At 68.5% G+C, this 12,619-nt stretch carries 14 protein-coding genes and 1 pseudogene; 7 read left to right on the top strand and 8 right to left on the bottom strand.

The features are described from left to right. Positions 1-160: 160 nt before the first annotated feature. Both STRVI_RS34795 and STRVI_RS34790 read right to left on the bottom strand, forming a co-directional pair. Positions 161-1,075: an NAD-dependent epimerase/dehydratase family protein gene (locus tag STRVI_RS34795; RefSeq protein ID WP_014060260.1), complete on the bottom strand. Its 915-nt coding sequence runs from the start codon at positions 1,073-1,075 to the stop codon at positions 161-163. An 85-nt stretch (positions 1,076-1,160) separates the two neighbouring features. Further along, positions 1,161-1,565 (bottom strand): Dabb family protein, encoded by a 405-nt coding sequence (locus tag STRVI_RS34790; protein WP_014060259.1) that lies wholly within the window; start codon positions 1,563-1,565, stop codon positions 1,161-1,163. A gap of 123 nt (positions 1,566-1,688) precedes the next feature. On the opposite strand from STRVI_RS34790, the gene STRVI_RS34785 reads away from it, so the two are divergent. Together STRVI_RS34785 and STRVI_RS53090 are read left to right on the top strand one after the other, a co-directional pair. Continuing rightward, on the top strand, positions 1,689-2,291 hold the full coding sequence (locus STRVI_RS34785; RefSeq protein WP_014060258.1) for a TetR/AcrR family transcriptional regulator: 603 nt from the start codon (positions 1,689-1,691) through the stop codon (positions 2,289-2,291). 15 nt (positions 2,292-2,306) lie between these two features. Next, positions 2,307-2,435 (top strand): annotated as a pseudogene (locus STRVI_RS53090) (GNAT family N-acetyltransferase); the annotation flags it as partial. Between the two features lie 4 nt (positions 2,436-2,439). On the opposite strand, the gene STRVI_RS34780 reads toward STRVI_RS53090, so the two are convergent. Together STRVI_RS34780 and STRVI_RS34775 are read right to left on the bottom strand one after the other, a co-directional pair. Then, positions 2,440-2,925: a hypothetical protein gene (locus STRVI_RS34780; protein WP_014060257.1), complete on the bottom strand. Its 486-nt coding sequence runs from the start codon at positions 2,923-2,925 to the stop codon at positions 2,440-2,442. A gap of 64 nt (positions 2,926-2,989) precedes the next feature. Continuing rightward, positions 2,990-3,808: a helix-turn-helix transcriptional regulator gene (locus STRVI_RS34775; RefSeq protein WP_251982794.1), complete on the bottom strand. Its 819-nt coding sequence runs from the start codon at positions 3,806-3,808 to the stop codon at positions 2,990-2,992. Positions 3,809-3,944: 136 nt separating this feature from the next. On the opposite strand from STRVI_RS34775, the gene STRVI_RS34770 reads away from it, so the two are divergent. Beyond that, entirely contained in the window at positions 3,945-5,009 is a 1,065-nt protein-coding gene (locus STRVI_RS34770) for an aldo/keto reductase (protein ID WP_014060255.1), read from the top strand. Between the two features lie 71 nt (positions 5,010-5,080). Here the strand turns inward: STRVI_RS34770 and STRVI_RS34765 are convergent, their stop codons facing one another. After that, positions 5,081-6,277: a helix-turn-helix domain-containing protein gene (locus STRVI_RS34765; RefSeq protein WP_014060254.1), complete on the bottom strand. Its 1,197-nt coding sequence runs from the start codon at positions 6,275-6,277 to the stop codon at positions 5,081-5,083. Between the two features lie 522 nt (positions 6,278-6,799). On the opposite strand from STRVI_RS34765, the gene STRVI_RS34760 reads away from it, so the two are divergent. Next, positions 6,800-7,348, top strand: a complete 549-nt coding sequence (locus tag STRVI_RS34760) for a GNAT family N-acetyltransferase (protein ID WP_014060252.1) — start codon at positions 6,800-6,802, stop codon at positions 7,346-7,348. Positions 7,349-7,471: 123 nt separating this feature from the next. Here the strand turns inward: STRVI_RS34760 and STRVI_RS34755 are convergent, their stop codons facing one another. After that, positions 7,472-7,798: an antibiotic biosynthesis monooxygenase family protein gene (locus tag STRVI_RS34755; RefSeq protein WP_014060251.1), complete on the bottom strand. Its 327-nt coding sequence runs from the start codon at positions 7,796-7,798 to the stop codon at positions 7,472-7,474. Positions 7,799-7,846: 48 nt separating this feature from the next. Further along, positions 7,847-7,957 (bottom strand): DUF2000 family protein, encoded by a 111-nt coding sequence (locus tag STRVI_RS51300; protein ID WP_251982793.1) that lies wholly within the window; start codon positions 7,955-7,957, stop codon positions 7,847-7,849. Between the two features lie 90 nt (positions 7,958-8,047). Here STRVI_RS51300 and STRVI_RS34750 point away from each other — a divergent pair, with 90 nt between their 5' ends. The 3 genes from STRVI_RS34750 to STRVI_RS34740 all read left to right on the top strand — a co-directional run bounded on the left by STRVI_RS34750 (position 8,048) and on the right by STRVI_RS34740 (position 11,938). After that, positions 8,048-8,863 carry an AraC family transcriptional regulator gene (locus STRVI_RS34750; RefSeq protein ID WP_106685770.1) on the top strand — a complete coding sequence of 272 codons (816 nt, stop codon included), beginning with the start codon at positions 8,048-8,050 and terminating at the stop codon, positions 8,861-8,863. Between the two features lie 272 nt (positions 8,864-9,135). Next, entirely contained in the window at positions 9,136-11,220 is a 2,085-nt protein-coding gene (locus STRVI_RS34745) for a bifunctional glycosyltransferase 87/phosphatase PAP2 family protein (RefSeq protein WP_014060249.1), read from the top strand. A gap of 88 nt (positions 11,221-11,308) precedes the next feature. Further along, complete coding sequence (locus STRVI_RS34740) at positions 11,309-11,938, top strand: superoxide dismutase family protein (RefSeq protein WP_014060248.1); 630 nt, start codon at positions 11,309-11,311, stop codon at positions 11,936-11,938. A 76-nt stretch (positions 11,939-12,014) separates the two neighbouring features. Here the strand turns inward: STRVI_RS34740 and STRVI_RS34735 are convergent, their stop codons facing one another. Continuing rightward, on the bottom strand, positions 12,015-12,614 hold the full coding sequence (locus STRVI_RS34735; RefSeq protein ID WP_014060247.1) for an HD domain-containing protein: 600 nt from the start codon (positions 12,612-12,614) through the stop codon (positions 12,015-12,017). Positions 12,615-12,619 lie beyond the last annotated feature (5 nt).

Here is a 12,619-nt window from a genome sequence, read left to right as displayed (position 1 = left end):
CCTGACCGGCCACCTCGATGCCATCGAGGGCCTGGCCGGCGCGGTCGTCACCAGCGGTGCTCACCATCATCAGGATTCGCTGGCCCGTTGGAGTGTGCGCGACCAAGGCTTCCGGTGCCAGGACGATGACGACGGTCAGCTTCTCGCCGAAGCGGCATCCTCAATCTCTGATCGCGCCGACCTGGTCGCGGATGACGGTGTCAAGGTCGGTGGCGGAAAGGCCGAAGGTATCAGCCGTCTCCGTCGCATCCATGTAGAACGGCGCGTACCACTGGTAGTCCATCTCGGCCACCTCCCGGGCGATCGGCACGACCAGCCCCGCTGTACGCATCACGAAGCGCGGCATCTGGATCAGCTTGGCCGGTGGCCGGCCCGCAGCCTCGGTGCAACGCCGGGCCAGCTCGCGAATGGAGAGGGCGGGCGGGGACGGAACGTGCCAGGCCCGGCCCCACGCGCGTTCATCCTGGGCGAGCGCCACCAGGGCCCGCGCCATGTCGCCGTTGAAGGTGAAGGTGTGCGGCATGTCCAGGTGGCCGGTGATCCAGGCAGCGCGGCCCTTCTGCAGAGCCGGCTCGATGAAAATGGAGTAGATGCCTGTCGCGTCCTTACCGATGTAGTCGGCGCCGCGGACTTCGACGGTACGGATACCGGCGGCGAGGGCCTGTTCCCACATCCGTTTACGCAGGCGGCCCTTGCGCCCGGTGGCGGCCATGGGGGTGTGCTCGTTCATCCGGCCGCCGGGCTGCCGGCCGTAGGCGTAGAGGCTGCCGGTGAGCGCCAGGACGGCGTCATTCGCCTTGGCGGCGGCGATCGCCGCCGTCTGCAACGGCGGCAACAGGCGTTCCCACATGGTGTACGAGGGCGGATTGGCACAGTGGTAGATCACCTTTGCGCCGCGGGACAGCTCGGTCAGGCGGGCCGGGTCGGAGGCGTCCGCGGCGACCCGCACGATCAGCGGGTGCTCAGGGCCTGAGCCACTGCGCGTGACGATGCGAACGCTCTCGCCGCGCTCGGCGAGCAGGCGGGCGACGTTCGAACCGATCGAGCCGGCGCCGATGACAACATGATCGGCCATGACAGGCACGTCTCCTGGATAGGGATGATCTTTGGCGGACGTCCTGGGGGCACTGCCGCGCCCAGCACGAGGGGTTGGATCTCGGTCAGTCATTCACGCCGGAGCCGGAGTAGGCGGGCACGTCGGCGAGCATTCCCGCGACCTCAGGGGCGAGTTCGTTGCGGCGCCGGTGCAGTTCCTGGATCTTCGCGTCCAGCTCGGGATCGTCGTCGTCGCTGACGTCGAAAATTTCGAGTCGCTCGACCAGGTTCAGGCCGAGGTGGTCGGTCTGGTAGGTGGTCGGGTGAGTGAGATACGCGAAGAGTCCGTCGAGGTCCTCGACGACGAACACCGCGCTGTACTCGTAGTCGCCGCCGTGGTCGCGGCCGACGATGAAGGACTTGATCGCGGGATTCGAGCGGCCCTGCTCGCGCCAGCTCTCCAGCGCTGCCTCGATCTGCTCGGGCGTCGCGGTGGCCTTCATCGTGGCCCGGTTGATGTGGTAAAGCATGCCGAGTACCCCTTTCCTAACGACGTTAGATTTCCTAACGCCGTTAAGATAGCTGCGCCGTGACGGCGTCGTCAAGGACGGCAGATACTGTTCGAGGACACCGACGGAGTGAAGAGACGGGGCATGCCCACCAGCACAAGACGGGCCCGTGAACGGGCGAGCACCCGCGAGCGGATCATCGAGGCCGCGCTGCATGTCCTTGAGACTGACGGCGCCGCAGCGCTCACGATCCGGCGCATCGCGACCGACATCGAATACTCCGCACCTGTCGTCTATCAGCACTTCGCCAACAAGGACGCACTCGTACTGGAGCTGGTCGCCTACGGCCACCGCCTGATGCTGGCCGAGTTCCGGCAGGCCGCCGAGGAGTCCGGTATCGACCGGCGCATGATGCGGATCGCGTCCGAGTACATCCGGTTCGCCGGCGAGCATCCGCACCTCTACGAAGTCATGAACGGCACCGCGGTCGGCGCGGACGAACGCCGCCGCGCCGCGGAACCGGCCATCGGCGTCCTCAAGGAACTGCTCACCACCTGGTCCGACACCCACGACGTGGTCCTGGCCGACCCCGACGAGGCATGCGAAATCATCTGGGGCACCCTGTACGGCATCGCATCGCTCGGCTCCCTCGGCACCATCAGCAACGAGCGCGCCCGGCGACTCGCCGAGCAAGGGCTCCGCGCGATCCTCCTCGGCTGGCGGACCGAGGCGCCGGGGAACGGGTAGTCCGTGCACCGAAGCACCCAGACCGCCAACGACCGCTCGATGCGCCTCGTGACGAAGCTGGGGTTCACCGAGGTGGGGCGGTGCGAGGAGTACGGCGCCGAGCAGTGGTTCGGCGTGTGGTCCGCGGTCACGCCGTCCGGTTGAGCGGTCAATGGTCCTTGTGGCGTGGGGGAAGGTAGCGGTTGACCAGTTCCGCCGCCGTTTGCGCGTCGTCGATCGTGATGACGAAGCGGGTTCCGCGGGTGAGTTCGAGCCAGAGCGCGTCGCCCTTCCGGAGCGAGACCGCCCGCACGCCCGGCTTCCATCGGTAGCCCCAGCCGCCGATCTCCATGGGGCGGGTCCGGCGGGCCGTGGCAGCCTTGATCCGGTCCATCGGGATGTGCTGCCGCAGGAGGGGGAGGAGAGCCGAGGCCACCGTGACGCCGCGTGGGGAAACGGTGACCTTGATGGCCCCCGTGACGAGGAACGCGGCCGCCGCGAGCAGTAGGCCCAGGCTGACGGACCGATGTGTCTCGTCGACGACGGCGAAGGCGATCAGTCCCAGAGCCAGGATCGCGCCGACGGCGAGCATCCAACCGCTGGACTGGGACCGGTTCCAGACCGCTCGCGTGCTGTCGTCATCATGCCGATCCATCGACGCCTCCGTGAGAGTGTGCGCCCCACAGCAACGATCGCAGCGTCGACGGCCGAGGTCGACATCACCGTGCGCACAACCGGTCCAATGCCGACTGGCTCTTATCATCTGCGGGGCGGAAGATCACCAATCGCTGATCCGGATCTTGAAGCGGTATCAGCACTTCGAAATCCACTGCGATCACACCGACGTCAGGATGCCGCATCACCTTGTGCCCGCGGCCGTTTACCTGAATCTCCCGCTCGGCCCACAGTCGCGCGAATTCCTCGTCATGAGTGACGAATTCGGAAATGAGGTCGGTCAGCGTCTGATCCTCCGGATGCGTGGCCCACGCGGCGCGCAGGTGGGCGATCCCCTCTCGTACGACGCGTTCCCGGTCGACGTAGAACTCGCGTATCTCCGGATGCCTCAGGCACAGCCACATCGCATTGCGCTGAGACGGCGGCAGGGTGTCGAAATCCAGTAGCAGCCTCGTCATTTCGTGGTTCCAGGCCAGGATGTCGTAGCGGTGGTTCATCAGCATGGCGGGCAGCGGCGACAAGTCGGTGACCAAATGGGCCAGCGGCGGCGCCGCGGTGGTGGCGGGCTTGTCGGCGTTGCGGGGGCGCTGCTGGGCCAGGTTGAAGAGGTAGGCGCGTTCGACGGGGGGCAGGCGCAGCGCTCGGGCCAGCGCGTCCACCACGTCCGCCGAGGGCCGCAGCCCGCGCCCCTGTTCCAGCCGCACGACGTAGTCGACGCTGACCCCGGCCAGTTCGGCGACCTCTTCGCGGCGCAGTCCCGGGGTCCGCCGGGCCTGCCGACGCGACGGCAGACCGAGCTCGCGCGGGTCCAGCCGCTCGCGCCGGGCCCGCAGGAACGCGGCCAGCTCCTGTGTGGTGTCCACGGTGTGGGTCGTCATATGCGTTTCAACAGCCAGGGTGGGACTGGCCTTCCCAGGAAACTCCTTCCCTTATCCCCGGCTCGCGGCGGTCACAGGCTTGTGCTCGACAACGGATCACGAGCAAGCACAGGAGGACACGATGTCCCTCACCCTCGACACCTACCGGCTGCTGGGCCGCTCCGGGCTGCGGGTCTCACCGCTGGCGCTGGGCGCGGCGACCTTCGGTACCGAGTCGGGCTGGGGAGCCGAGCAGGACGAGGCGCGCAAGCTGTTCGACCTCTACGTCGAGCGCGGCGGCAATTTCATCGACACCGCCAACACCTACAGCAATGGCAGTTCCGAGCGCATGCTGGGCGAATTCACCCGCGACAACCGTGAAAGCCTGGTGCTGGCGACGAAATACACGACGTTGCGCCGCTCCGGCGACCCGAATTCCGCGGGCAGCCACCGCAAGAGCCTGTTCACCTCGGTGGAAGCGAGTCTGCGACAGCTCAATACGGACTACATCGATCTGCTCTACCTGCACGTGTGGGATTTCACGACACCGGTCGAGGAGATCCTTCGCGGCATGGACGATCTCGTCCGGCAGGGCAAGATCTTGTACGTGGCGATCTGCAACGCCCCGGCCTGGCAGATTTCGCGTATGCAGACGATCGCCGACCTGCGCGGCTGGTCGCCACTGGTCGCGCTCCAGATCGAATACAACCTGATCGAGCGTTCCGGGGAACGTGACCTGATCCCCATGGCACGCGAGCTGGGGCTGGGTGTGCTCCCGTATTCACCCCTGGCGGGCGGGGTGCTCACCGGCAAGTACAGCCGCGACGACCTGACCGCGACGAACGTCGCATCCGGCGACGGCACCCGCAAGAGCTTCAACCTCGCCTTGGGCACGCTCACCGAACGTAACCTTGCCATTGCCGATGTCGTGAAGGAGGTCGCCACGGAGCTGGGCTTCACACCCGCCCAGGTCGGGCTGGCTTGGACCCTGCGGAATCCGAGCGTGACAGCACCGATCATCGGCGCCCGCACCCCCGCGCAGTTGGAGGACAACCTGGGCGCCTTGGAGGTCGACTTCACCGCCGCCCAACTGGCCCGCCTCGACGAGGCCAGCGCGATGGAACTCGGCTTCCCGCACGACATGCTCGCCAGTGACCACATCCGCAAGGTGACCGCAGGTGACCTGAAGATCGAAACCCGCCGCTGATACCCGATCGCCCCGAGGGCGGCACCAGCGCCGCCCTCGGGGCGATCTCGGCATGGCCCAGGGTTCGCGTATCACAGCGTGAATGGATCCTCGTCGAGCTTTTCTGACAAGTGCTCAAGAGTATCCGTAAGGCTTGTCGGTGCACCGTTCAGCCTTTCGCGCTGCTCGGCGACATGACCGATGAGGCGGAGGGTCCGCCCCGAGGAGATTCCGGGTGCGGCGGTGACCAGGGAACTGACGATGTCTTCCGCATCGCGCCAGGCATTGACGTCCAGTAGGCATTGTGCGAGCCGTGCGGAGGACATACCTGCGTAGCCGGTCGCGACGCCACGCCCTGGCTGTGCGGACTGCAGTAGCCGCTCGATGGCTTCCTGTACGTCACCGGCGATCTGAAGTGCGTGACCCCAGTGGCCGTCAATTTCCCTGTGGGTCACCCACCATGCCCAGTCCGGCTCGCCGACATCGTTCCCGTCCTCGATGAGCGACCGGGCGCGTTGAAGCGACTCGATGGCATCCGACGTACGTCCCGTGCCGACCAGTCCCTTCGCTTCACGGATGCGGAACATCGCCTCGACGCGCGGGGACAGCCGTCCACGGTTGAGCACCGACCGGGCGATGGACAGCGCCTCCTGGTTCCGTCCACGCCATTCACTGTGCATCGCCATGTTCTGCAGCGTCAGTAATGCGATGGAGCGGTCCCCCGAGAGATTCGCGAGGAACAGTGCCTGATGGTTGAAGCGTTGGGCGGCGCCGTTTCTTTCCGCGTCAAAAAGAGCCCAGCCGGCGATCTCGGCGAGTTCTGCGGCGGCCGACTGAATGTCGCGCTCGTACTGGAGATCGTAGTCTCCGACTCCGAGCCGCCGATGCACGACCTTGAACGCGCGGCCTGCGGGCTCTGCGATGGATACTCCGCTGAGTTCGTTGTCCAGGACGACCAGGCGATGGGAGGTCTCCCGGATGGCCTGTACGAAGTCGGCTCCGCGTGCCTCGTTGAGGCTGAGTATCCGATCAGTGATGGCCGGTGATTCAGCGGCTTCCGGCGAAACTGTCGGCGGTGCTACTCGTACCGCGATTTCGGCGAGTTCCCCATCTGTCTTGAGCAGGTTGTCCAGTGCCGTGACGAGTTGCCTCGACGGCTGCTGTTTCCCGGAGAGTACGCGGGACAGATAGGCGTGGTCGTAGTTCAGGTGGCGGGCGACCGCCCGAACACTCATGTCCCGGTCACGGAGCAGGTCGCGGACCCTCTGGCTGAACTCCCCGCTGTTCATGGTGACCAGGGTACGGCTGTCACCACGTAGTCACCAGGCGATCACCAACCGCGACCACGCATTCGCGGTTGTCTTGGGCGTACGCAAGGACCCCCGCGACCGTGCGACCGGCCCGGGGGCATGGCCATCGCTAACGGGAGCGACAACGTGTCGGACACTAGCCCAGCCACCCCACCCGCGAACACGCCCGACGACGACTGCGATGTGTGCGGGGCACTGTTACGACAGCAAGCCGAAGCAAGGCGTAACGGGGATCAAAAGTGGGCGACCACGTGTCTCATCGAACTCCAGCGGCACCACAACGGCCCGCTGCACAGCGAGGCAGCCCGGTGAAGGGCCGCCCGATGATGACGCTGCGAGTGTCGCGCGACAGCGGGAAGACCTACGGGCCGACGCGCGTGATCAGGTCCACCGAGCCCCTGATGCCGCTGGAGACTTCGGTGTGGCCGCCGTGCCAGTGCCCCCGATGCGTATCGGCGCTAGTGGCCAGCCGCCAACCGGGCATGCGATAAGTTGCCCGCCATGACTGGACTCGGGCCCGTCGCCTGGCCACCTGCCCCGATAGGGACCGAACGGCTCGTGCTCCGGGAGTCCGAGGCCCGGGACCGGGCGGCGTTCATCGAGCTGTTCGCGTCGCCGGAGGTACGCACCTATCTGGGTGGCCCTCGATCGCGTGAGGAACTCGAAGCCGCGGTGCCTGAGGTGCCCGGGCGGCGTCCTGGCCTGTTCGTGGTCGATCTCGACGGAGCGATGATCGGCATGATCACGCTCGATCGGCGCGACGCGGAGCGTCCGGGCCATGTCCGTCCGGATGCCGGGGAGGCCGAACTCGGTTATGTGTTCCTGCCGGAGGCGTGGGGACGCGGGTACGCCGCCGAGGGGTGCGCGGCGGCACTCGGCTGGTTCGCCGGCGCGCTTCCCGGGGAGCCGGTGGTGCTCTGCACCCAGACCGCCAACGACCGCTCGATGCGCCTCGCGGCGAAGCTGGGGTTCACCGAGGTGGAGCGGTTCGAGGAGTACGGCGCCGAGCAGTGGTTCGGTGTGTGGTCCATGGTGACGGCGTCCCGTTGAGCCAGGTCGTTGTTTCAGGGGCGAGCAGCGGGGTCAATGGCCCTCAGGGCCTGGGGGGAAGGTCGCCATCGCCGGCCCCCGGGCCTGGGCCAGGGGGCCGACGATGTTCGTGAGGGGCCCGTCTCAGCCTTGTTTGGGCGCGGCCTGCTGGACGACCTCGAAGGACCACAGGGTGGAGCCGGCCGCGGCGGGCTTCTGCTTCGGGGCGTCTTCGCCGCCGTGTTGGTGGGCCGCCTTCATGGGGCCCTCCATCCACGCCTGGAAGTCCGCCTCGCTGCGCCAGCGCGTATAGACGAGGTACTGGTCGGTCCCTTCGACCGGGCGCAGCAGCTCGAACCACTCGAAACCGTCGGAGCCCTCCACGGCTCCGGCGCGTGACGCGAAGCGCTTCTCCAGCACCTCGCGCTGTTCCTCCGGCACGGACAGCACATTGATCTTGACTACGCTCATGGCCCCATCTTGCCGTAGCCGATGTCGCGCGTCGGCGGTGCCTCACCCTCAGCCGTGCAGCTTCAGGCCCTTGGTCACCTTGTCCACCTGGCCGCGCGGCCCGTGGACCGCGAGGCCGACCAGGTTCAGCGCGTCGGCGTCGACCCGGCACAGCGGCACAATGGGGGCGTGGGTGTGGCGGGAGAAGGGGAGCGGGGGCCTGCGGACTGGGCCCGGTACTGGCGTGATCCCGACCGGGCCGTGGAGGCCATGCACGCCCACTTCTTCAGCCATCGCTTCCATCCCCACAGCCATGACGCCTACTCCTTCGCCGTCACCGAGATCGGCGCCCAGCGCTTCCGGTGCCGGGGTGCGCTGCGCACCAGCGGGGCGGGGATGGTGATGGTCTTCAATCCAGACGATCCGCATGACGGGGAGGCGGCCGCCGAACTCGGCTACAAGTACCGCATCGTCCATATGGGTCCCGATGTGATGCGGAATGTCCTCGCCGATGTGACCGCCAGCGCGGCCGACCGGGCGGCGTTGCCACTGTTCGACCGGCCGGTGGTCTCCGATCCCGTACTCGTCCCCGCCCTGCTGCGGCTGCACACCGCCCTGGTCGGCGGCGCCGGTCCACTGGTGCGGGACGAGCGGCTGACAGCGGCCGTCGGGGCGTTGGTGCGGCGCGGGGCCACCGGGCCGCTGCGCGCCCGGGAGCTGCCGGGCGGGAGCGGTGAGCAGGCGCGGGCCGCGCGGCGGGCCCGGGCGCTGCTGGAGGGGGCGTACTTGGAGGAGATCCCGGCGGCGCGGCTCGCGGAGGCCGCCGGGTGCAGCCGCTTCGCGCTCTACCGGGCGTTCCGCGCCGCCTACGGGATGGCGCCGAGCGACTTCCAGCGGCAGCTCCGGCTGCGCCGGGCGCGCGGGCTGCTGGTGGCGGGCCGTAGCGCGGCAGAGGCCGCGGCCCAGGCGGGGTTCGCCGGCCAGAGCCATTTCCACCGGTGGTTCGTGCGGTGCTTCGGAGTGACGCCGGGAACATTTCAGCGCGCCGCGGGTCCCGATTCGCGGCGCACCCCGCAGCCCTGGTGAAATTGGGCCGGACCGTACGGACTCACGCGGAGCGCAAGCACCCTGCCACAGCCTGACATCTTTCGGACAACCTCGGACGACGGTCAGGTGAAGTGGGGGTGTTCGGCGTCTGAGTAGTGGGCTCAGTAGGGTCTCCAAACATCCAGGACAGGTGAAAAGGGCGAGTGGGGGAGCGGCACGGCGTGGCGAACGTGGAGCGGAGCGGACTGGGGAGAACCCCGGACAGGGGGCCGGGCCCCGGTGCCGTCGGGGCGCGGACGTCACGGACCAGAATGGGGCTCGCGGCCCTGTGGCTCCTGGCCGGGGTGCTGGCGCTCCGTCAGGCGGCGGCGGTGCTGCGGCTGCCCCCCGATGAGCGGCTGACCGATCTGGAGACCTGGATCGGCGAACACGGTGTGCTGCATGTCAGAGGGTCGCTGTACGACGGGGACTCCTTCACCGGCACACCGTTCTCCGGGCTCGTCCTCAAGCCCCTGACCCGGGCCGCCGAGCAGAGCCTCGGGGTCGCCTGGACCTTCGGCACCCTGCTGCTGGTCGTGATCCTCGGGCTGGTCGTGGCCCGGTCGCTGCCCGGCCCGGTCTCCCGCCGCACCTCGCTGATCGCCGCACCGCTGGCCATCAGCCTGCTGGTGCTCTCGCTTCCGGTGCGCAACACCTTCACCCTCGGCCAGACCAGCATCATCCCGGTGCTCCTGGTCGTCCTCACCGTGCTGCCCAGAACCTCCGGGCGGCAGGCCGGTGTGCTCATCGGGGTGGCCGCGGCGCTGCAGCCCGCGCTGCTGCTGTTCGGCGTCGTGCTGTGGCTGATCGGACGGCGCCGGGCCGCGACGCTCGCGGGCGCCACGTTCGCCGTGTGCACCGCGCTCGCCTGGGCGGCCATGCCGCACGACTCGTGGACGTACTGGGGCCACCACATCGGCGGTGCCGGGCTCGGCGCGCCCGCCGACAGCCTGGCCAACCAGTCGCTGCACGGGCTGCTGCTGCGCATCGGTCTCGAGGGCCCGGTCGAGCTGGCGCTGCTGGCCGTGCTCGCGGTCGCCGTCGCGGTGATCGGCCTGCGGCGCGCGGTGCACTACGCGAAGGACGGGCAACTGCTGCTCGCCGCCGCCATCACCGGCAGCGTCGCGCTCGCGGTCTCGCCCACCTCCTGGCAGCACCAGCAACTATGGATCCTGCTGGCCGTGGTCGGCCGGGTGGGGCGGCGCGGCTCCGACCGGCTGGTGTGGCCGGTTCTGGTGGTGCTGACGATGTCGCTCAGCCGCACCGCGCTGCTGCCCGACATCGAGATCCTGGGCCATATCGGCTACAATGCCCCGCTTCTCGCCGCGCTCGCCGCCGCCTGTGTGGTGCCGTTCCACTCCCGCACCTCGCCGCGCTGGAACGACCCCGAGCCGACGCCGGTCGCCGACCCGGCCAAGAGCCGCTTCGCCTGGGTGCCGCTGCTGCGCTTCCTCAAGCGGCCGCTGTCCCGCCCGAACCTGATGCTCGAGCTGATGGTGATCCGGGTCGGCTACTTCGCCTACTCCTGGATCCGCGCCCATGCCCCGGACGAGCGCAGCGTGGCCGAGGGCCACGGAGACCAGGTGCTCACCCTCGAGGGCTGGCTGCACATCGACATCGAGCACTGGTTCAACGCCATCGTGGCGGACACCTCATGGCTCAAAGACTTCATGAACTGGTACTACAGCACCTTCCACTTCCTGATCCCGCTGTCCCTGCTGGCCTGGCTGTATCTGCGCCGCCCGGCGACCTACCGCTGGGCCCGTACGCCGCTGGCCTTCGCCACGATGCTCGCCCTCGTCGGCTTCTGGCTCTACCCGCTGGCCCCGCCGCGGCTGATGGGGCTCGGGTACGTGGACACCGCGCACGGCCCGCAGGACCTGAACAACCCGGACTTCGGCGCGCTCACCAAGCTGTCCAACCAGTACGCGGCCATGCCGTCGCTGCATGTGGGGTGGTCGCTGTGGTGCGGGGTGGTCATCGCGATCGTGGCGCCGTACGTATGGGCGAAGGTGCTCGGCCTCCTGTACCCGCTGCTGACGACGGCGGTCATCGTGGGCACCGCCAACCACTATGTGCTGGACGCGATCGGCGGCGCGGCCATCGTCTCGGCCGGGTTCGGGCTGCAGTACGTGCTACTCGGTGTGGGCAAGCGCCCGCGCGAGGAGGCGCCACCGCTGTCGGCGTCGATGGGCACCGCGCTCGCCCGGGCCAGAGGGCTGGTGCCGGGGCTGGTGCGGCAGCGCAGCGGTGAGCATGACGACGCCGAGCCCGCCGGGAAGGATCAATCCGATGCCGCGGACGAGCCCCCGAAAGAGGGACAGGCTCGCGTTGAGCGGCATGACCAGCGGGTCTAGCGTGGTGAAAAGGGGCGGAAAAGCTTGAAACGGGGGGATCCGGGAATCGAGACGGGGAGCGGGGACCCCGACCGAGGAGGGTTCAACGATGTCCCTGGTGAAGGCAGTAACCGCGGCGGTCGCGATGGGTGCTTCGATGGCCATAGCGACCCCCGCGGCCGCCGCGCCGCCGCACCCCTTCGTCTTCGTCCACGACACGTTCCAACCGGCGTCGCAGGCGGACAAGGCCGGTGCGGTGACGTACGACAAGTCCCTGGTGCCGACGTCCGCCTCGGTGTTCATCGCCGAGCTGCGCGTGGGCGGCAAGGGCATGGAGCACCATGAGGGCAGGGAAGACCATGGCCACCACATGATGCACAAGGGCACGTTCGTGTTCATCAGCGTGCGCGGCCTGGCTCCCCACCACCACTACGGAATCCATGTCCATACGAAGGCGTGTGGCACCAAGCCCGACTCATCGGGGCCGCACTACCAGAACAAGAAGGATCCCAAGCAGCCCTCGACCAATCCGAAGTACGCCAACCCGCACAACGAGGTCTGGCTGGATGTGACCACCAACGGAGCCGGCAAGGGCTGGGCCAAGTCCTGGGAGAAGTGGCAGTTCAGGTCCGGTGAGGCCCGTTCCGTGGTGATCCACAAGCATGCGACGGGCACCACGCAGGGCAAGGCCGGGGATGCCGGCGCCCGGGTGGCGTGCGTCAACGTGCCGTTCAAGTAGGGGCGTTGCCGTTCACGTAGCGGCGTTCCGGGGCGCCCGGTGGGGCGGCGGGGCTCAGGGCGAAGCGGCCCGGGGCTCAGGGTGGCAGCAGCCCGCCCTCCACCGAGGCGTTCCTGATCTCCTCGTACAGCGCGCGCAGCGTCTCGCTCACGGCGACCCGTGGCAGATGCAGCCCGTCCAGCGCCCCCGCGTCCACGGGGGCGTGGCTGTCGGTGGCCATATCGCCCCAGCCCTGGCCGGTCAGACAGCGCATCAGGGTGGGGTTGAGCCGGTCCACCCCGCGCACCAGACACGCCTCGGGCGTACGGCCCTCCTCGTACTCCCGCCACAGCGCCGGCAGTTCGGTGCCGAGCGGCGCGGGGAGCGCGGCGAAGCGCGGGGGCTCACCGCCCCCGGCGCCCCGCTCCACCGCGTCCATCTCGACGAGGTCGTGCATCAGGCACAGCTTGAGCATCTTGGTGAGGTCGAGCCGCTGCCCGGCCTCGCGTTCGAACTCGCCGTGCAGTATCCAGCTCACCATCGCCAGATGCCAGGAGTGCTCCGCGACGCTTTCCTTGCGCTCCGGGGTGGCGTTGTTGGCGCGCTCGATGTCACGAAGGCGGGCGGTCAGCGCTATGAAGTCGAAGAGTCTTCGCCGATCGCCCGCCGCGCCGTGCGGACCGTACATCTCGCTCATGGCGG

The sequence above is a fragment of the Streptomyces violaceusniger Tu 4113 genome (genome assembly GCF_000147815.2).
In the GTDB taxonomy this organism is placed as follows: Bacteria; Actinomycetota; Actinomycetes; order Streptomycetales; family Streptomycetaceae; genus Streptomyces; species Streptomyces violaceusniger_A.
The sequence above is the reverse complement of the archived record's forward strand: the minus strand, read 5'-3'. Positions and strand labels throughout refer to the sequence as shown.

What these genes read in the sequence shown, in the direction of transcription:
- STRVI_RS34795 (WP_014060260.1), bottom strand. Translation starts at nt 1,075, where the DNA reads ATGGCCGATCATGTTGTCATCGGCGCCGGCTCGATCGGTTCGAACGTC.
- STRVI_RS34790 (WP_014060259.1), bottom strand. Translation starts at nt 1,565, where the DNA reads ATGCTTTACCACATCAACCGGGCCACGATGAAGGCCACCGCGACGCCC.
- STRVI_RS34785 (WP_014060258.1), top strand. Translation starts at nt 1,689, where the DNA reads ATGCCCACCAGCACAAGACGGGCCCGTGAACGGGCGAGCACCCGCGAG.
- STRVI_RS34780 (WP_014060257.1), bottom strand. Translation starts at nt 2,925, where the DNA reads ATGGATCGGCATGATGACGACAGCACGCGAGCGGTCTGGAACCGGTCC.
- STRVI_RS34770 (WP_014060255.1), top strand. Translation starts at nt 3,945, where the DNA reads ATGTCCCTCACCCTCGACACCTACCGGCTGCTGGGCCGCTCCGGGCTG.
- STRVI_RS34765 (WP_014060254.1), bottom strand. Translation starts at nt 6,277, where the DNA reads ATGAACAGCGGGGAGTTCAGCCAGAGGGTCCGCGACCTGCTCCGTGAC.
- STRVI_RS34760 (WP_014060252.1), top strand. Translation starts at nt 6,800, where the DNA reads ATGACTGGACTCGGGCCCGTCGCCTGGCCACCTGCCCCGATAGGGACC.
- STRVI_RS34755 (WP_014060251.1), bottom strand. Translation starts at nt 7,798, where the DNA reads ATGAGCGTAGTCAAGATCAATGTGCTGTCCGTGCCGGAGGAACAGCGC.
- STRVI_RS34750 (WP_106685770.1), top strand. Translation starts at nt 8,048, where the DNA reads ATGCACGCCCACTTCTTCAGCCATCGCTTCCATCCCCACAGCCATGAC.
- STRVI_RS34745 (WP_014060249.1), top strand. Translation starts at nt 9,136, where the DNA reads ATGGGGCTCGCGGCCCTGTGGCTCCTGGCCGGGGTGCTGGCGCTCCGT.
- STRVI_RS34740 (WP_014060248.1), top strand. Translation starts at nt 11,309, where the DNA reads ATGTCCCTGGTGAAGGCAGTAACCGCGGCGGTCGCGATGGGTGCTTCG.
- STRVI_RS34735 (WP_014060247.1), bottom strand. Translation starts at nt 12,614, where the DNA reads ATGAGCGAGATGTACGGTCCGCACGGCGCGGCGGGCGATCGGCGAAGA.